The 21,091-nt window shown below is 32.3% G+C and carries 13 protein-coding genes; all 13 read left to right on the top strand.

Annotation, left to right across the window (positions count from 1 at the left end; all coding sequences use genetic code 11):
• Positions 1 to 528 precede the first annotated feature (528 nt).
• Positions 529 to 2,640, top strand: a complete 2,112-nt coding sequence (locus F6U93_RS08955; RefSeq protein ID WP_191963488.1) for a M43 family zinc metalloprotease — start codon at positions 529 to 531, stop codon at positions 2,638 to 2,640.
• A gap of 923 nt (positions 2,641 to 3,563) precedes the next feature.
• A complete protein-coding gene (locus F6U93_RS08960; protein WP_150938974.1) occupies positions 3,564 to 4,334 on the top strand; it encodes a T9SS type A sorting domain-containing protein in 771 nt (256 codons plus the stop codon).
• Between the two features lie 429 nt (positions 4,335 to 4,763).
• A complete protein-coding gene (locus F6U93_RS08965) occupies positions 4,764 to 6,149 on the top strand; it encodes an ABC transporter permease subunit (RefSeq protein WP_150938976.1) in 1,386 nt (461 codons plus the stop codon).
• On the top strand, positions 6,146 to 7,453 hold the full coding sequence (locus tag F6U93_RS08970; protein WP_150938978.1) for an ABC transporter permease subunit: 1,308 nt from the start codon (positions 6,146 to 6,148) through the stop codon (positions 7,451 to 7,453). Before F6U93_RS08965 ends, F6U93_RS08970 begins: the two co-directional genes overlap by 4 nt.
• 3 nt (positions 7,454 to 7,456) lie before the next feature.
• Positions 7,457 to 8,158 carry an ABC transporter ATP-binding protein gene (locus tag F6U93_RS08975; RefSeq protein WP_150938979.1) on the top strand — a complete coding sequence of 234 codons (702 nt, stop codon included), beginning with the start codon at positions 7,457 to 7,459 and terminating at the stop codon, positions 8,156 to 8,158.
• 486 nt (positions 8,159 to 8,644) lie between these two features.
• Positions 8,645 to 9,205 (top strand): RNA polymerase sigma-70 factor, encoded by a 561-nt coding sequence (locus tag F6U93_RS08980; protein ID WP_150938981.1) that lies wholly within the window; start codon positions 8,645 to 8,647, stop codon positions 9,203 to 9,205.
• A gap of 123 nt (positions 9,206 to 9,328) precedes the next feature.
• On the top strand, positions 9,329 to 10,480 hold the full coding sequence (locus tag F6U93_RS08985) for a FecR family protein (RefSeq protein WP_150938983.1): 1,152 nt from the start codon (positions 9,329 to 9,331) through the stop codon (positions 10,478 to 10,480).
• Between the two features lie 139 nt (positions 10,481 to 10,619).
• Positions 10,620 to 14,039 carry a SusC/RagA family TonB-linked outer membrane protein gene (locus F6U93_RS08990; RefSeq protein WP_191963489.1) on the top strand — a complete coding sequence of 1,140 codons (3,420 nt, stop codon included), beginning with the start codon at positions 10,620 to 10,622 and terminating at the stop codon, positions 14,037 to 14,039.
• A 12-nt stretch (positions 14,040 to 14,051) separates the two neighbouring features.
• Positions 14,052 to 15,551: a RagB/SusD family nutrient uptake outer membrane protein gene (locus tag F6U93_RS08995; protein ID WP_191963490.1), complete on the top strand. Its 1,500-nt coding sequence runs from the start codon at positions 14,052 to 14,054 to the stop codon at positions 15,549 to 15,551.
• Between the two features lie 15 nt (positions 15,552 to 15,566).
• Positions 15,567 to 16,628, top strand: coding sequence for a DUF4465 domain-containing protein (locus F6U93_RS09000; protein ID WP_150938988.1), 1,062 nt, complete (start codon positions 15,567 to 15,569; stop codon positions 16,626 to 16,628).
• A 140-nt stretch (positions 16,629 to 16,768) separates the two neighbouring features.
• Entirely contained in the window at positions 16,769 to 18,145 is a 1,377-nt protein-coding gene (locus F6U93_RS09005; protein ID WP_150938990.1) for a TlpA family protein disulfide reductase, read from the top strand.
• Positions 18,146 to 18,379: 234 nt separating this feature from the next.
• The gene (locus F6U93_RS09010) at positions 18,380 to 20,365 is read left to right on the top strand and encodes a protein-disulfide reductase DsbD family protein (RefSeq protein ID WP_150938992.1); all 1,986 of its coding nucleotides are present in this window, start codon (positions 18,380 to 18,382) and stop codon (positions 20,363 to 20,365) included.
• A gap of 52 nt (positions 20,366 to 20,417) precedes the next feature.
• Positions 20,418 to 21,091, top strand: a 674-nt coding sequence (locus F6U93_RS09015) for a S1 family peptidase (protein WP_150939286.1), incomplete at its 3' end; no start/stop codon positions are given.

Consider the following 21,091-nt stretch of genomic DNA (forward strand, 5'->3'; position numbering starts at 1 on the left):
AGAGGCCGTTTTTTGTTCAAAAAAAGAATACAGGATTTATAGACGATACTATTAGAAACATTTAATTGAATATTTAACCTTTAAATTATTAAAAAATTTATCACTTATTATTTTCTTAAGTCTAATAGCAATGACTTTTGGTTAAGCTAGTTTTGAATTCATTGGTCAACCAACAGAAATTCATCCAGGTGGAACGTTAGCGCTCAATAACCCTTTCGTTTTTGTAGTAAGAGATATTCCTAATGGACAAGTAATGCTGTCCTATATCGGCTTTACCTGTACCCTGATGGTGTTGATATGAATGCCTTAAGATTGTAATCAAGTAAGCTATTTTAAAATTAAAAAAGGTGTTTTATTGCCAAACCAACGAACTGGTTACTATTTTAAGTAATAAAAAACAAAACCTAATTTATAAACTGCTCCCAAAAATTAGACAATATTTCAGGGTGTTTTAATAGTAAAATTTCATCAGATTTTTAATGCATACAACAAATGAAATATAAAAATTTTAAAAAATACATACAACAAATGAGATACCTATACTTGTCATTATTACTTTGCATTTCTAGTTTTTCTTACGCTCAAACAGATACATCCCTAAAAGTGGAGTGTGCTACTGATTTAATATGGGCTAGAGAAAAACAAACCAATCCCACTTTTGAACAGCACGAGCATCAATTACAGTTGGCAATTAGCGCAAAAAAAACATCCAAAGTAAATAAAAAAGTTGCAACTGAAATATACCAAGTTCCAATAGTAATACACATTGTTAACCCCGGAAATGATCCGTCATTTAATTTCACAGACGATGACATAAAGCGTAAGTTAAAACAAACAAATGCTCTTTTTAGAGCACAAAATGTTGGGCTTCAATTTGATTCACGTTATGGTTATGACACACAAATTGAGTTTGTATTAGCCGTTCGTGATGAAAACGGCGATTGTACCTCAGGAATAAATAGGATAGATTATTCGACAAATACAGAATATGTAAATAATGGTCTTCGGGTAACTGACCCAAATGGAGGTATACTACTTAAACCTTTTATGGACAGTCTAACTTGGGACACATCCAAATACTATAATATTTATATAGTTAATAAATTTTACAATAATGGTAGTGCAGGATTTGCCTATTACCCAGGTGCTTTTTTAGATGGTGCGGTTTTAAAGCCTAATGCCTTTACTTCAGAACCTGACACTAACTTAGCGCACGAATTAGGTCATGCCCTAAATTTGTACCACACTTTTGAAGGAACTGATTCAAAAACTTGCCCATCAACCCTTTATACAGACGGAGATAAATGCGCAGACACACCGCCTTATTTAGGACCGTCTCTTGAAAAAGATTGTGCCAAATCCGAATTAATTAACAACTGCGCTATCGGATATGCCCCTTATGGAATTGAACTCAGTACCAACAAATATTATATTACTAATTTAATGTCATATTCCTATGTAGCCTGTCGTACACTATTTACAACAGATCAAAAAGACCGTATGATCGCTACATTAGAAGGACAACGTTCGACATTATTAACTAAAAACGGAAACCTCAGTTTAACCCCTCCATCTGCGCCATCGGTAGATTTTACAATGGAAAATACCACAAGTTGTTTGGGCACTGAATTGACTTTGCTTGACAATAGTTCTTGTATTCCAAATACTTATTTAGATGATTTTACTTTCAATGGGACAACAGCATTATGGACGATTACAAACGGAACAGATGTGTTTACCTCCACAGAAAGAAACCCAAAATTTTCACCAAAATCAACAGGATTATATAATGTAACGCTAACGTTAACAGTTGATGGTTTAGGCACCTTCACTAAAACAAAAGAAAACTATATCACAGTTGGAGAACAAGGAACACCATCAACTTGTAGTTTTGGAACTTTTGATAAAGTAACTTTCAATTATACCGTAAGTAAATTTGAGTTTAATTCCATTAGTAATGATACAGGTGTAAGGGAGAATGATATAAAAGATTTTCGTTGTGAAAAATTGACTACGGTTTATTCTGGCGATTCGTATGAACTTGCTATAACTGCTAATAGTGCGGGCACTAGAACAAATTATGTAAAAGCATGGATCGATTTCAATAATGACGGAGCGTTCGATATTTCTGAAATGGTTTTTGCTGATAAATTAACTGCCACAGGGTCATTTACATCCGGTAGGTTAATAAAAAATATTATAATCCCTACAACGGATGTAGTAACAAATAAGATACTTTTAATGAGAGTGATGAGCCAAGTCGAGAGTTCTGGAACGCTAGATCTTAGTTCAGATGATGCCGTCCCTAATGATGGTTGTTTTACAGATAACAATACCAAAAGATTCGATATTGAAGATTATGGAGTGGTTGTTTTGGATAAATCTACATTGGCTATAAATAGCATAGAAAAATCTACCTCTTGGGAGGTTTTCAAAAAAGGAACAACTACAACTGTAAAGTCAGATGGTTTTATGATTCAAAACATTACGGTGTATGATCTTGTAGGAAGAAAAATTTTCGATTCTAAAAAAATAAATGTAAACGAATATAATATAAACGAGTTTAAAAGAAACCAAATATTAATTTATAAAATGACCACAAACACAGGTGCTGTTTTGACTAAAAAAGTAATGAATTAGTTATAGTTAAAAAACACAACTTTTGTTCGTATTTATATTTTAAAATAAAATCATTACATAAAAAGCGGGAAATTTAGATTGTAAATCTGAATTTTAAAAGGTTATAGCGGACACTGATAAATTGTTTTCAGTAATTATAAAAAATGAAACATGTATTTAAAAGTATTTTAGTAGGTTCTTTAATGCAATTATCAATATTTGGGTTCGCTCAAAATGCGTTATGCACGTCTCTAAACAGAGACCAAATACAGAGGAATGATAGTCGTTCAAATAATTGTCCAGTTTTTTGTTGCAAGTCCATTACTTATTAAACATGAACAATGGTTCTCGTAGATCAATGACTCGTATTGTTAAGAAATAATTTCAATTGGTTAATGGTGTTAATTAATTATAAAATTTAGGTTTAAAGTAACTAGTATTTGATGTTATATATTAGGCGTGTTTTATATGTTGCTGGTATTTGGGTGATTAAGACTAGGTTAGGTTGAATTAAGTAGGTTTTTTTTATAGAGATTGTGACGCAAGAGATAGTTTTGTATCTCATTTGTAGTAGCCTTTATAAATAATCTAATTATAGATTTCTTTATTGCTATTTCAATACGGAGGCAACTTTTTTTTTATTCTATAAATAAAAACAGTTAGAATAATACTTGTTTTTTCATCTAAAAGTGTTCGGATTTTTACTTCTTAAAAAAAGTTAACTTTTTTTTAACCCTATTAAAGAGTTTTGTCGTCTTAAATATAACAAGTAGTCACTTGTATTATAGATTTTGTAAAAATATGATACTAGGAAATAGCGGTTTTGCTATTAAAAGAAGATATTTTGGGTTCATAAATGTATGACATGCTTTATACAAAATACGATTAAAAACATTGAAATTAATATTTAACCTTAACCATTTAACCTTTAAATTATCAAACACATGAAAAAAATTTACAAAAACATTTTATTAGCATTTATTGCAGTAGCAACAACAGGTTTGTCTTACGGGCAAAATTTCGCGACTTATAGTAACACAGCGGTAGCTGGCAACTTTGGGGGGACTTTAGGTAGTGTAGGTTTTACTTTGACTATCGCTCCCGAGCATACCCCTAAAGTGGGAACTGCGAATATGGAAGGAAATTCTTATGCTTCGTATGAAGGAAGTTGGGCTACACCAGCTATAAAAATGAAACCTGTTGATAACTTTACTTGTACCATCACGTTTGATCAAGCTATACCAAATTTAAAGTTTTACATAGCAGATTGGGTATTTTCTACAATAGAATACAATCATGATTTCACCATTTTATCAAATTATGAAATAACAGCTGCAAACGAGAACACATTAAATGTAACCGTATCCGACGGAATTATAGAATTTACTGAACCTGTTACCACATTAACTTTTACTAGAACTAGTGGAACTAATAGTGGGAATTGGGGTTTCGCACTTCTTGACGGGCCTACATTAGGAGTAAATGACGTATACGCAAAAGGTGCTCTTAAGTTATACCCTAGCCCATCTTCAGATTTTATTGCAATCTCAGGATTAACAGCAAAAGAAAATTATACCATATACAATACAGTAGGTGCTGTGGTTGGTTCTGGAGAAATTTCTGCTAACGAAAAAATTGGAGTAAGCCATTTAACAAATGGAATCTATGTTTTGAGACTTGAAAAAGGAAATGCCATTAAATTTGTGAAAAAATAAACGATTACCTTTTGGTAATCTGCTATTGAAAAAAGTAGAAAGGAGCTAAACTTTATTTTAGTTCTTTTCTGCTTTTTTTTTGAATTTAATGTCATGACCATATTACGGTGCTAACTGTTGCATACAAGCCATTACCTCTATAAATAAACAAGGATATAAACCTAAAAAAAAAGTTAAAATCAATACGTGTTGAAGTGTTATTTAGTACCTATGCGCTTCCAAATGTTTGATACCGTAACTCATGCAGTGAGAATTGTAAAAAAGGTAAAAAACAAATAAAACGTATAAGATTACATTTAACTTTAGACTTTAAAAACACCAAATTTATAATATTCATTGATCACCTAAATTTAGTACAAGACACTTTTTTTAAGCGAGAGGCTAAATAGGTATTCATTCATTAAAATTTTATATTCTCAAAATTCTTCTATGATACTATTAATTGCAAAAAAAGAAGTAAAAGAGCTTTTACGAAATAATAGGTTTCGTTTAGTCAGTATCACACTTTTAATACTATTGGTTTTTTCCATGTTTATTAGTTGGAATACCCATACTAAGGTTCAACTAGAGCATCAAGCAGCTCAAGATTTAGCAAGAGCGCAATGGGAAAGTCAAGGTAAAAAAAGTGCCCATGCTGCGGGGCACTATGGTACGTTTGCCTTTAAGCCCATACCGGTTTTGTCTTTAATAGATAATGGGCTGAATAAATATCTAGGAGTTTCTGTCTTTTTAGAAGCACACCGTCAAAATTCGGCATCATACAAACAAATTACAGATCAAAATGACTTGGCAAGGTTTGCCGATTTAAGCCCTGCTTTTGTTTTTATATATTTAATGCCGTTACTTATTATTTTATTAGGCTTTAATAGTTTTACTACAGAGAAAGAAAGTGGCACGCTTCAACTCATACTTAGCCAAGGCGCATCAAAACGTAAATTGGTTTTAGGAAAAACTTTAGGCATATGGTTTGCACTACTTTTATTATTAGTGCCAGTTTTTTTATTAGGTTTTTGCTTTATCGCTTTTTCAGATTATGAAAATGGAGACCTTTTACGTTATGCTTTAATTATAATAAGTTTATTAATCTATTATGGTGTTTTTATACATCTGTCTATAGCAACATCGGTATGGGCTAAAAGCAGTAATTTTTCTTTAATTATTTTACTAAGTTTTTGGATGATTTCAGCCTTGCTTATGCCAAAACTAACTGCAGACATTTCTAAAAACACGCATAAAACACCTTCTGCTATTGCCTATCAGGAAAATATAAAAAATGATTTAGAGAATGGTATTAATGGCCATGATCCTACATCTGAAAAAGCCATTGCTTTTAAAGATAGTTTGCTAAAAGCCTACCAAGTAAAAACCATTGACTCACTTCCTGTGAGTTATAGTCAATTGCTTATGCAAGAAGGCGAAAAACACGAAACCACGGTATATAAAAATGCTATGACGCGTTTAAATAACGTTTACCTTGAGCAACTCAAAGTACACCAACTTAATGCGTTTATTTCGCCTACAATTTTAATAAGAATGCTTTCAATGGAATTTGCGAAAAGTGATTTACAATCACATTATAACTTTACCTATCAAGCCGAAGAATATAGAGGGGCTTTAATTAGCAGTTTAAATAGTGGGCCAAGAGGCGCGGTAGATTCTGACTTCTTCAAAGAAAATATCAAGTTTGAATATCAGTCCATCACGCTCGCTCAAACTATGAAAGAAAGTGCTAGTAACTTATTGTATCTAATTTTATGGTGGTTATTAAGCGGTATGTTGGTAATGCTATCTGTTCAAAAAAATAAATTGAAATGATTAAACTAGAACTTAAAAATATAGTAAGAAACCCTGTAGTAGTCATTTTGGTACTATTTCTTTTTCTGTTTATTTTGTTTGCTGCTTACAATGGGAAATCAAGAGTTGATAAACAAATAGAGGGTATTGCGTTAGTAAAAAATAAAGAAAATACCTTTTATACAAACCACAAAAACACCTTAATATCTATAGAGAAAGGTGAAGCAAATGCGCCTAGTAGGGTATTTGAAGACCCTACAAACCCGGTTGCAATGGGTAATTATTATGGTGGGGTTTATTTAACTGTAACTCCAGCGCCTCTTGCTGTTATTAGTAATGGGCAAAGTGATATTTTTCCATATTACACTAAAGTGAATATTAATAGCACCAATGCGGGGAAGGATAATGACAATTTTGAAAACCCAATGAATATAGCTACCGGCGGATTTGATTTGGCCTTTGTATTTGTATTTATTTTACCGCTTTTAATAATTGCGTTTAGTTATAACATTCTGTCATCAGAAAAGGAGCAAGGTACGCTTAGATTACTATTATCTATGCCAATTAATATTAAGACATGGCTGTTAAAAAAAATAGTATTCCGTTTTGTGTTTATCGTGGTGTTAATAAGCATTTTACTTACCTTATCTCTTGTTATTACAGGTGTTAACTTTTCTAATTTATCATATTTATTGTTGTTATTAAGTATAGCACTGTATACCCTGTTTTGGTTTGGAATAGCATTTTTGGTAAACTTACTTGACAAATCGTCTTCTCAAAATATTATCTTACTATTAGGCATTTGGTTGCTTTTTGTAATTATTATACCAAGCATAATAAACATAGTATCAAGTAGCATATACCCTTCACCTTCAAGGGTAGAATATGTTACGGCAAAAAGAGACATTGAAAAAGAATTTGAAAAGAAAGAGGAAGCTATTTTACAAAAGTATTATGAAGAACATCCATCAGTAAATACCAATGGCGCTGAAGCACCTGATCGATTTAGAAGGTATTGGAACAAAAATTTCATTCTATTAAATGAAAAAACTAAGTTTATGGAAGCGTTTGAAAGTAAGTTTGAAAACCAATCTATAAATCAGCGAAACTTAGCCAATAGTCTGAGTTGGTTTTCTCCGTCAATTATACTGCAAAACACCATGAATAACATTGCTGAAACAGATACGCAACACTATTTAGATTTTCAAAATGAAGCAAAAGTATTTCAAAAAGAATGGACCAGTTATTTTTATAATAAGTACAAGAATCATCAAAAATTAACAGTAGAAGATTTTAATAATTTTCCAAAACAAAACAATAATTAAGATATGTTAGAAGCCATTAATTTAAGAAAAGAATATAACAACTTTTGTGCTCTTAATAGTTTAAATATTAAAGTGGAGTCGGGCGATATTTATTGTCTATTAGGTGCCAATGGTGCGGGTAAATCGACTACTATTAATTTATTTTTGGGATTTATTGAAGCCACAAGTGGACATGTTAGCATAAACGGTTTAGATGTTAGTAAAAAGAACATGGAAACTAAAAAATACTTATCTTATATTCCAGAAAACTTGATGCTCTATCCTACGTTAACAGGTTTAGAAAACTTAGAGTATTTTGTAGGTTTAGCAAATAAAAAATATACTAAAGACGAGTTTGTTGCTTTTCTAACAGAAGCAGGACTACAAAAAAATGCACATTTGAAACGTGTATCTGCCTACTCTAAGGGGATGCGTCAAAAAGTAGGTATTGCCATTGCTTTAGCTAAACATGCTAAGGTATTGCTTTTAGATGAGCCTACATCTGGACTGGACCCAAGAGCAAGTAATGAATTTTCAAGCTTACTTCTAAGGCTTAAAGAGAAAGGTGTAGCAACACTTATGGCTACTCACGATATCTTTCGAGCTAAACAAATTGCAACGCATATTGGAATTATGAAAGAAGGGAATTTGGTAGAATCTTTTAGAAGTGAAGATATTACCTTAAAAGCGTTGGAAGATTTATACTTAGAAACTATAGATTCTTAAACAAAATACACGGAACTCTGAAAGTCAAATTACTTTCAATACAGAGAACTGAGATAAAAACAAGTCTATACTTCAAAAATATTAGACAATATTATTTTTAGCTTACAAATTCAAGTCATTGATGTTGTAAGCTTTTTTTATACTGTTTTTTTAAAATAGAAATATAAGTTTTACAGTGTTTGCTATTTAATTTATTAATGGGAAGTATTGGTAGTAGCACATGTAAAAAATGGTAGTTTGTTGTTGTAAGTTAACCGTTTTAGAAGGTGGCCATGTCAGTTATCTAATACAAGGTACGCTTAGTGCTTATGACTATTTTATCATTGGTTTTTTAATTGCAGATTGGAATCAGGAAATAATTATAAATAAAAATGAATAATATGGTTTTTGACTTTATTTTTTAGTTAAAATACAAAAAGGGAAGTTCTCTTTTTCTGTTGATTACTTTTTAAGTAGATTTGGATTCCTAAATTAAGTAAAAGCGCATTGTCTCAAACGAAAGAGGTACATAATTTATCATTAAAAGCATATAAGGATGTCTTCGATTCATTATATGCTTCATTATGCATTTTTGCAAAAAGCTATGTTAATAACCTAGATATAGCGAAAGATTTAGTTCAAGATGTATTTATAAAAGTTTGGGAAGATAAAATAGCATTTAAAAATGAACTCGCTGTTAAATCCTATTTATACACTTCTGTTAAAAATAGGGCCTTAGATTATTTAAAAAGTAAACGGTATAAAGAAACAGACCATATGTCTGTTATTGAATTGGACGTTCTAAATAAAGAATCCTTTTATTTAAAGGAAGTCGTTATAGAAGAAGCGTCATCTCGAATTGAAGAGGCCATCAATACGCTCCCGAATAAATGTGCTCAAATTATCAGGTTAAGCATAAAAGAATATTCAAATAATGAAATAGCTACGCATTTAGAGATTTCTGTAAATACGGTTAAGGCACAAAAAAAGATAGCATATAAAAGGTTAAGGCCATTACTAAAGGATTACTTCGTTTTTATAGCCTTTGTTTTCAATTTTTCCGATTAAAAAAAATAATTACACGACACATCTATTTATAACAGTGGTTAAGATTTTATAATAAAAAATTAAGATTTTTTTAACCCTATCAAAGAGTTTTGTCGTCTTCATAATAAACACCAGCAACATCTAATGATCAATTTTAATAAAATTATATTATTATCTAAGCAAATAGCTGCGTCACTTTTAAAAGATGAAAAGGTAGAGTCGCTAGAACCTTTAGATCTGTTTTCTCAAGAAGAAAAAGATAATATTTTAAAAAGATTAACAGATAACACAGAAATTGAATCTCGATTGCAATCAAAAATTGAAATTGACAAGAAGAAAGATTGGGAATCTTTAAAATCGAAGTTACATGTGCCTAAGAAAACGTATTACTGGCAATATGCTACAGCAGCATCTATAGCATTGATTGTGGCTTTAACATTCCTATTAAATAACAATGATGATGACTATACCGAACCTGTTTTAGTTGATACTAAAATTGAAATAGGTACAGATAAAGCCGTATTAACACTTGCTGATGGGACTACTGTATTATTAGATAGTACAAATGTCTATCAAGGTAAGAACGTAAAAGGAAACGGAAAGGAAGTTATTTACGAAATAGCAGAACAGAATATAGATGAATTAGAATTTAACTATTTAACAGTTCCAAGAGGCGGACAGTACCATGTGAAATTATCTGATGGTACCGAAGTTTGGTTAAATTCAGAATCACAACTTAAATATCCTGTTAGTTTTATTAGAGGAAACCCAAGAGAGGTAGAGTTAGTTTATGGAGAGGCCTATTTTGAAGTTTCAAAAAGTTCAAAACATAATGGTGATGCTTTTACTTTAAAAACAAATGCACAAAGTTTGACCGTATTAGGTACCATTTTTAATGTTAAGGCCTATAAAGATGAAACTGAAATTATTACCACATTAGTAGAGGGTAGTGTTTCGGTAAGCAATACAATTAATGAAGTCATATTAAAACCAAAACAACAATCAAAATTAACGCAAGCCAACAATGATTTTGAAATTGCTACAGTTGAAGTAGAAGATTATATTTCTTGGCATAGAGGTGTATTTAGCTTTGCGAATAAACCCTTAAAAGATATTATGAAAGTTTTGTCAAGGTGGTATGATGTTGGTATTCTAATAGCTAATGAAGACATGGAGAATATTGCTTTTACTGGAGTTTTAAATAAACAACAGTCTATAGAGAATATACTAGAAATTATAAAAAGTACTAATAATATGAATTATAAAATTGAAAATGAATATATAATTATTGAATAAAAAAAAGGGATAAAACTAAACCTCTGACCGCCAGTGATATCCCCCAGTGTAATTGATTGAAAAACCAAAAGATAAATTTATGAAAAAAAATATTACTAACCGACTACTCTTTCCTAAGAGGAGTTTTTTAATCCTTATCATGAAAACATTTATTTTTCTTTTTTCGATGTTCGTCTTTAGTTTGTCTCCTAAAAACGGATTTTCGCAAAATGCTAAAATTACAATTAAAGATAATCAAGTTGTTTCAGTAGATGAGGTCTTTAAAATGATTAAGAACCAAACAGATTATGCATTCATTTACAGAACAGGTTTGTTTGATAACTATCCAAAAACAACTTTAAAAAAAGGCATAATCGAAGTAGGTGAACTCTTAGAGATGACCTTGTCAAAAGGAGACTTTGACTATAAATTCTCTAATGAAAATACTATTGTTATTAGTAGCAAGGAGTCTAAAAGTTTAGCCTCAAAAAACAATGAAGCATTACAGGAAACAGTAAGCGGAAGTGTTATTGATGAAAATGGAGTACCTCTAGCCGGAGTAAGTGTGCTAGTAAAAAACACTAAAACCGGGGTGTATACAGATTATGATGGAAATTTTGTTGTCAAATTAAATGGAAAGAACGAAAATACAACATTGATCTTTAGTTATATGGGGTATGAAAAAATTGAGGTAGTCATTGGTTCTAAACAATTCATTAATGTAAAAATGATTCCAAATCTTGATGATTTAGATGAGGTGGTTGTGATTGGTTATGGAACCTCTAAAGTAAGAGATGCTACGGGGTCAATTGCTAGAATAACATCTGAAGACATAGATAATGCTCCCATGGAAGCTACTATTGAAAGTTCGCTGCAGGGTAAAGCTGCAGGGGTAAGTGTTCAAATGCAATCAGCTTCACCAACATCGCCTACTAGTGTTATTATTAGGGGGCAATCTTCATTATCTGGAGATAACCAACCTCTATGGGTTATAGATGGTGTGCCACAATATACTACTGCAACTTCTGGAGATGTTTACAATTCTCTAAATAATTTAAATATGGACGATATTAAAAGTATCGATATATTAAAGGATGCCTCGGCAACGGCTGTATATGGCTCAAGAGCAGCTAATGGTGTAGTGCTTGTTACAACAAAAAAAGGGAAACATAATTCAGAACCTATTATTGAACTAACATCTCGAGTTGGACAAACAATAATGGATTTTAACGATTACCAATTATTTGAAACTGATGCATATAAAAACTTTACTATAGCAGCGAGTAAGGAGTCGGTTATTAGTAATGGTCACTTTAATTATTTTGTGGAACCCTATTTAGACGAATCGGCCTTTTTCAATTTAAATACTAGTGAATATGACGCTTCAGATTTACAAGTGTTACCAGGTGCTTTTTATGATTCCAATACCAATTGGCAAGATGAAATGACACAAAACCCATTAGCCATGCAATATAATTTTTCTATTCGTGGTGGTTCAGAAGCAAACACATATTTTATCTCGTTTAACTATAATGATAGAGATGGGATTGTTAAATCTGGGCAGAGTGAGGTATATGGTGGTCGTATGAATTTTGATACAAAAATTAGCGATAAATTTACATTTGGTTTAAATATAAATGCGAGTTCACGTACAACAGACAATAAGGATAGCATGTTAACTTCTTTGAAACATACGCGTCCAGACCTTCCGCCTTTCAATGATGATGGTTCAATATTTACGGCAGATATATATACTGAAAATCCTTATACTACACTCCTAAATACGAATTCAGGAAAGAATTTTATATTTAATGCAACAGGGTATTTAGATTATGAAATAATTGAAGGTTTAACGTTAAGAGGAGCTTATACAAATAATTATTCTGATAATGAATCATTAAGCTATCACCGTTTAGGGAGTAGTGATAATAATCCTTTTAATAACAGGTTTTGGTTTAGTACTAAAAGAACGTTTAATGTCCTGGAAGGGACGTTGTCTTATGCTAAAGTCATTAACAAACACGATTTTAATCTTTTATTCGGGTATTCTAGAGAAGGAAGCAAGAGTAGTAATTATTCTATAAGAGCTGAAGATTTTCCTGATGACGATGTTCTTGTTAATTTTAGTTCTGCAGCAGATATTACCGATGTAACAGAAACTGGGACACAGAATGCATTGATTTCTCAATTTGCACGTTTTCATTATAAATTTGATGACCGTTATATTATTTCTGGAACAGTTCGTCGAGATGGTTCTTCTCGTTTTGGTGAAGATAATCGTTTTGGAATTTTTCCATCTGGAGCTTTCGCATGGTTGATTTCAGAAGAAAATTTCATAAAAGACAATAAAATTAAAGATTACATTTCTTATTTAAAACTAAGAACATCTTTAGGTGTTACAGGTTCTCAAAATCTTGGAAATTTTGATTGGATAACGATAATTAGCTCTACAATTTATGATGATAGTCCTGGATTATCTCCAACAACAATTGGAAACCCAGACTTAGGATGGGAACAAACCCAGATGTTTGATTTAGGTTTAGATTTTGGATTGCTAAATCACCGTATCTCTGGCACTGTTGGTTTCTATGAAAAACAAAGTAAAGACTTAATTTACGATAGGCCTATTGCTTGGAGTTCATCGTTTAAAGATGTAACATCTAATGTCGCGACTATTAGTAATAAAGGTTTCGAATTTGATATTACATACAACATCATTCAATCTACAAATAATCGCTTGGCTTTTGATTTCAATTTTTCTAAAAATCTAACAAAAGTAACTAAGATTAATGGTTCACTCGAGGAAATTTATTATCCAGGAAGTTATTCGCCTTATATTAGATTAGTTGAAGGTGGCGAAATTGGACAATGGTATGGATTAGAAACTGCAGGTCGTTTTTATGTAAATGCGGAAGATACGTATGGTTTTGTTGAAAATATAGCATCTACGGGACAACCATCATATTTTAACACATCTACAGAAACAACAGGTGATCTTATTTTCATTGATCAAAATGAAGATGGTCAAATAAACGATGAGGATCGTGTAAATATAGGAAGCTCAACACCAAAAGGTTTTGGGGGTTTTGGTTTAACCTATCAGTACAAAGGGTTTAGTTTCAATTCAACGTTTAGCTATGCTTATGGACATAAAAGATTCTGGAATTTACCATATACAGATGTTGCAAACACTAGAAATTATAACCAAAGTAATTTAATAGCAGGACAAAGTACTATTCTAAACAATCCGTATGATGCACTTTATCCAAGAATGGCTCCAGGTGGACTTGGACAAAATAACAAATTTTCAGATTTCTATTTACACGATGCATCTTATGTTCGTTTAAATGCTCTAAATATTGGCTATAGGCTACCCAGTAAAGTGCTTTCTGCTTCGGCAATAAAAGGAATAGAATTAACATTGCAGGCAACCAATTTATTTACAATTACAAAGTATCCAGGGTTCGATCCTCAAGGGAATTGGACGACTACGTCTATTGGTTCAGGAATGTCAATAGATTCTAGTAGATATCCTTCAGCACAAGTTTACAGCCTTGGGGTTAGAATGAATATACAATAAAAAATGACACACATGAAAAAGATATTTTATATAACGTTAATTGTTGTTGGGCTTGTAATGAGTTCTTGTGAAGACGATTTAAACTTAACACCTAATTATTCTTTAAATGAGTTAAACGCTATAACTAATGCTGAAGATGCACATGCAGCTGTTAATGGAGCGTATGCAGCCATAGTGAATTCAGATCATTTCTCGGGTAGGCTTTTTGTTTCATTAGCTTCTAAGTCTGGATTTGTTGATTGGTCTAGTGGCGATTTCGATATGGAGTACTCACAATCAAACGAGACTACTTCAAACATATCAGATAGATGGTTAGACTATTATAAGACTTTAAATGCAGCAAATTTTGCAATAAGCAATATTGGTAAATTAACTATAGATCAAATAAACCTTGAGGAAAAGGATGTTTTATTAGCAGAAGCAAGATGTATAAGAGCATTTGCAAATATGTTTGTGTTTTGGAATTATGGACATTGGTGGTCTAGTGACGATAGTAACCCAAATGGTATAATTTTCCGTGAAGAACCAATTACTCTAGGAGAGGTTGAACAAGAACGCCTTAATGTAGGCGATAGTTATGATAAAATATTTAAAGATCTTGATTTCGCTATTGAACACTTAGAGAATTTTACCAATAATAGATATATGTCTAAAGAATTTGCAAAAGTTTTAAAGGCTAAAATTATACTATACAGAAATGGATATAACGACGGAACAGCAGATCTAAATGAAGCGATTAAGTTAATAGATGAGGTATTATATACACCTATTTCAGGTTTTTCCATGCAAAGCGATTTAGCTAAGGTCTATCAAGATTCTTGGGATTCTGAGGAAAATTTATTTTGTAGTTATGTATCTGATAATGAGGATCGAATTGATAACATAAGTTATACATACTCATTTTCTATGATCATGTACTATGCAACCAAGTTACCTGTTGCTCCGTATGATCAATTAGATGCAGGATTAAATTTTGGTTTAGATTGGTTTAAAGGTGATCCGCGTTGGGATATTGTTACGGGAGAGGCGAGAGCGCCTATTGCATGGGATACAGATCTAAGATTTACATTTACTAAAGTTGCAAGGTTAGGCCAATTTGCAGGGCAACTAGTGAGTCCAGAAGATCTTAAATATAATACCTATTTCTTTAGATATTCAGAATTATATCTTCTAAAAGCAGAATTATTAGCTAGAACAGGAGCTTCTGTTTCAGAAGCGATTGCTCCAATTAATGAGATGCGCTCTAAAAGAACAAATCCTGTTTTGGAAAGCTTAAACCCTACTACACAACAAGAATTGATGGACATGATATTTAAAGAATATTTTTTAGAAACATTTGTTGAGAACGGTAGTGAATACTTTGCGTCTTTACGATTTAAAGATGGTTCAGGAAAACTTTGGATGGAATCTATAAAAGGAAAGCCTATTGATGAAAATCGCTTATGTTACCCTATCCCTGCTGTCGAGATGCAATACAATAAATTAATAACGCAAAATACTGGTTTACAATAACTTAATTTATATTATATGAAATTTATTCCAAAATATATAGCTACTCTAGTTTGTATAACTTTATTTTATGCTTGCGATGATGAATTAGAGGTGAAAATACCATACCCAAATGATATCACTTTTAATGCGATAGATTTAGATCGTTTTACATATGAAATTTATGACGAACCATTTCAAGTTGGTAATGAGGAGTCAGGAGTCATCACTGTGAATGTATCTAATTCCAATGATGGGCAGTTTAGTGGTTTTGCATTATCTAATAAAAATTTCCGTTCTTACCCTTGGAGTTTAAGTAGAGATTTTGCTCCAGCTGCTGGATTAACACCTGAAGAGAAGCAGCAAGCCATAGATTCAACGGCTTTTAGCGTATACACAGATGAGATAAATAGAACAGAAAATTATCTAGTAGGAAATACCTCAGGAGATAATGCTTATTTTACATTAGCACAACCAGGAATTGTAGAGCATGTGTTAGTAGCAAATACTTCTTATAATTATCTTTTATCGAGTTACGGATCTATTTATTCTAGGTCATATGACTCTGATACTCAAGCCTATAAATTTGATGGTTTAAGTATACAAAACCACCAAATATCAAACCCAAACCCAAAATATTTTAGTACATTTTCTTTGCCTGCACCGGGTAATGTTGATGCTGTAAGCTTAAGAGGTCACGGAGAATTGGCTAGACGTGAGGTTGGTGAAGCTGCAGGTGAACGTGCTAAACAAGCCGTTTTAAATGCTGGAGGTACTGAAGAAGAAGCAGAAGTTGCTTATGAGGATGCCTATGATGAGGCTTATGGAACGTTTGTTACAGGTTTTGTAAAATTAATTATCGAAGGTTCTTTAGGAGGAAGTACTAAAGGCCAAGTAGAGTATTATTTAGCAGTTAGGGAAGGTGTTGATTTAGAAAATCCAGAACACAATTATATTTTAAATGACTGGAAAAAAGTAGATTTAACCTCTTTAGGTGAGGTAGACAAAGTATTATTTAATTTAACATCTTCTTATGTTGATGATCAGGGAAAAATGATTTACCCAAGTATATTCTGTCTTGATGGCATTCGACTTCAGTAAAAACTGATGATTTAATTATAAAACAGGGAATTAATTTTTCCATTCGTAAAAAGAGTATAGAAATTTAACTAAAACGACATGTCGTATGTAGATTTCAATATTTAACAGATTCTTATTTTCAAATTTCTAAATTTTCTATAATGAAAAAATGTATTGCTTTATTGCTTTTAGCGTTATCCATAGCGTCTTGCACAGACAAAAAACAAACTAAAGATTATATAATATTTTCTGGAACTATTGATAATGTGCCCTCCAAAAAATTCATGCTAAGTGGTACTAATCTTTCGGCAACAACTATCGAATTAGACGAAAATGGATCATTCTCAGACACCTTGCGAACAGGAGAAGGTCGTTACATATTTTTTGACTCTAGGAATAGATTCGACCTTTATTTTACTAACGGAGGAGAATATCACTTGACTGCAGATTTGAAAAATTTTAAAAAAACAGCAAAGTTAACAGGAACAGATGTGGACGCCTCAAATTATCTATTCACTAAAGTAGATAACATCAAAAAAGTTAGAGGGAATTATTCTGTGTTTAATTCGTTGAGTGAATCTGATTTTAAAATTAGAGAAGCCGAACTTAAAGAAAAGTATGTTAGTTATTTAGATAGTTTTCAAAATTTGCCAGAAGCATTTAAAAAATCTGAACGAAAAGAATTAGAGTATTATCACTATTTAACTATTGCTAAATACCCTAGCATGCATAGGTATTATACAAAGCAAGCTGATTTTAAGGTTTCAGAAGAGTTCTTTAATGAAATAGAGTCGTTAGATTATCTCAATGAAGCTGCCTATAAAGCAGGCGGATCTTATGATGATTTAGTGGCGCTGCATTTTAGTCGTAAAGCTGAAGAATTAGCTGAAGAAGAAGGTTTAGATAAATCTTTTGCTAAATTAAAAGTGTTCGGAGCAATCCCTAAAGAGACTATAAAGAATAGTTTGTTATTCTCAGCAGCCAACCGTGATCTAGGTAATACCGATAAAATAGAAGCATATTATAACACCTTCCTTTCTGTTTCTACTTCTCAAAAAAATAATGAAAGAATTACAGAGAAATATGAAAATTTAATGAAGTTGGCTAAAGGTCAGCCTTCACCTGTTTTTACAGATTATGTCAATCATGCCGGAGGTACAAGTTCTTTAAGTGATTTTAAAGGAAAGTATGTGTACATTGATGTTTGGGCAACTTGGTGCGCTCCTTGTATAAAGGAAATACCATCACTTAAAAAAGTTGAAAAACAATATCATAATAAAAATATTGAATTTCTTAGTATTTCTATAGATGTTGAGAAAGCCCATGAATCTTGGAAGAAAATGGTCACTAAAAAAGAACTTGGCGGTGTTCAATTGCTTGCAGATGCCGCTTGGAAAAGTAATTTTATAAAAGAGTATCAAATTAAAGGAATACCGCGTTTTATCCTTATAGGTCCAGATGGAAACATTGTTGATGCTAATGCTCCAAGACCATCTGACCCTAAATTAATTGAAGTTTTTAATGCACTCGATATTTAAATTTTAATTGAGGTAATCCTTGTAACCGATAGGTTTATAGTAAAAAGTAATTTTAACATAGTTACTCTATTCTTTCTTATATAAACATTTGAGTTAGTCAAGACCAAAGTTTAGAAAGGTTAAGGGGTTATTTGAAAGAATAACCCTTTTTAGTTTATCAAAACATGTTAAGCATACCAACTAAAAATAATCAAGTAGTTCTTTAACTAAAGCAATAAATTAAATATCTATTTAATGAAAAACATACTAATAGCACTCGCTTTATTTACTTTTGGCTTTTTAAATAGCCAAGTCTTAGATCCTGTTAGCTGGTCGACTTCTGTAGAGAAAATATCTGATACAGAATATAATTTAATTGCTACTGCAAATATAGATGCCGGTTGGCATTTGTATTCACAAACCGTACCTGAAGGTGGGCCAATCCCTACTACATTTACGTTTGATAATTCGGAAGAAAATGTCACTTTAAATGGAAATACAGTTGAGGCTGAAGGGCATACCGTTCAAGATCCTATTTTCGAAATGGAAATTAAATATTTTGATGGTGAAGCAAAATTTATTCAAAATATAACAGTTTCAAAAGAGACTGCAACCATCTCTGGGGTTGTAGAATTTATGGTTTGTGATGATACCAGATGTTTGCCTCCAACTGAAGTTGATTTAGTTTTTACCCTTTTGGAAAAAGAAATTGTAGACTCTGAGTCTTCAACTAAAGAAGAAGTTAACACTGTTGAAAACCTCTCAAACGAAGAAGCTAATTCAAACCCGGTTGAACAAACCGATAAGAGTTTATGGGGAATCTTTTTTATCGCTTTCTTTTCTGGTTTTGCAGCCTTATTAACACCTTGTGTGTTTCCAATGATTCCGATGACGGTAAGTTTCTTTACCAAACAAAGTAAAAATAAAGCAGCCGGAATTAAAAATGCTATTATTTATGGCCTATCCATTATCGTTATTTATGTGCTACTCGGTATTTTAGTGAGTTTAGTTTTTGGTGCTGATGCTTTAAATGCGTTATCAACTAACGTATGGTTTAACATCATTTTCTTTTTACTTTTATTAGTATTTGCTGCGTCTTTCTTAGGAGCTTTTGAGATTATGTTACCTAATTCTTGGGCTAATAAAGTAGATAGTCAAGCTGATAGAGGCGGATTAATAGGCATCTTTTTTATGGCTTTAGCACTAGCTATTGTTTCCTTTTCATGCACTGGACCTATTGTAGGTACCTTATTAGTTCAAGCTGCTGCTGGAGGAAGCCAAATAGGACCAATTGTTGGTATGTTAGGCTTTTCATGTGCTATAGCATTGCCGTTTGCCTTATTCGCAGCCTTCCCTGGTTGGTTAAATTCTTTACCGAAATCTGGAGGCTGGTTAAATACCGTAAAGGTAGTTTTAGGATTTTTAGAGCTAGCATTAGCTTTTAAATTCTTATCGAATGCCGATCTCGTTTTACAATTACATTGGTTAGAGCGTGAAGTGTTTATCGCGATTTGGATTGCTGTTTTTGGAGCATTAGCATTTTATTTATTCGGGAAAATACAGTTGCCACACGATTCACCTTTAACACATATTTCAGTAGGGCGTTTAAGTTTAGGGCTTATCGTATTATCCTTTACTATATACATGATTCCAGGGCTTTGGGGTGCACCATTAAATTTAATTAGTGCCTTCCCACCGCCTCAACATTACAGTGAGTCGCCTTATGGTGTAGGCTATACCCAACTAGGTAGCGGTCAAGTTCCTGGAGGCCAACATAACGAAATTCCAGAAGGCGCACACCTCATGCCTCCTCACAATATCTTAGCTTTTAACGATTATGATAAAGGTTTAGCCTACGCCAAAAAAGTGGGGAAACCGGTCATGATCGATTTTACAGGTCACGCTTGTGTAAACTGCCGTAAGATGGAGCAAAATGTTTGGGTTAAACCTAAGGTGCTTGATATTTTGAAGAATGATGTCATCCTAATTTCTTTATACGTAGATGACAAACGTAAGTTAGAAGATGATGATGTTGTTGAGTCTAAATTAAAACCAGGGAAAAAACTTAAATACATCGGACAAAAATGGAGTGAATTACAAACTATTAAATACAAAACCAATTCGCAACCCTTTTATGTGTTGATGGATCATAACGAAGAGAATCTTTTAGATCCAGTAGCTTATATGCCTGATGCCGATGCATATTACAATTGGTTGAAAGAAGGGATTTCAAACTTTTAAACCTGTAAGCCCTTAATATTTCATAATCGAACAATTCAAAATAAAAGAAAAAATGAAAATCAATTATATTCTTTACCTATCATTAATATGCGTTTTAAATAGTTGTAATTCTACTAAAAACACTTCAAATGCGATAGAAACAGAAGTAGAAATAATAGAAGAAGAATCCGAAAATGCTTCAGAGTTTGTTAGTGCAGCAAGTGCAGGGGTCGATAAGTTGGTAGCTGCCAATATGCATACGCCTTTTACAAAACTTGAGGAAGATAGAGACAAGAACTTTGAAGTCAATTCAGGTGTTGAAATTGCGTATACTCAATCTGATAAAAAGACAGGTAACCAAATGTATCATCATCTGCAAAAAAGCACCATGTACATAGGGTCGTCGTATTTATGCGATAAATGCCCCAACGTGCATTTAAGCGCGGCATCAGGTTTCGTTATTCGTGAAGATGGAATAATTATAACAAACTATCATGTTATCGCACCTAAAGATACTATTAAATATGATGGTCTTTTTGCAATAGACCATGAAGGTACTGTTTATGTGGTGACCGAAGTATTGTCTGCAAGTAAAGCTAACGACTTAGCAATCCTGAAAGTGGACACAAAAGGAGATAAATTGAATGCCTTACCATTGGCAGAAACAGAACTTGTTGGAGAAGATGTGTATATGATGGGGCATCCATTTAAAAACACCTTCTTTATGACCAAAGGAATCATTTCTAG

This window comes from Pseudotamlana haliotis, from assembly GCF_008806375.1.
In the GTDB taxonomy this organism is placed as follows: domain Bacteria; phylum Bacteroidota; class Bacteroidia; order Flavobacteriales; family Flavobacteriaceae; genus Pseudotamlana; species Pseudotamlana haliotis.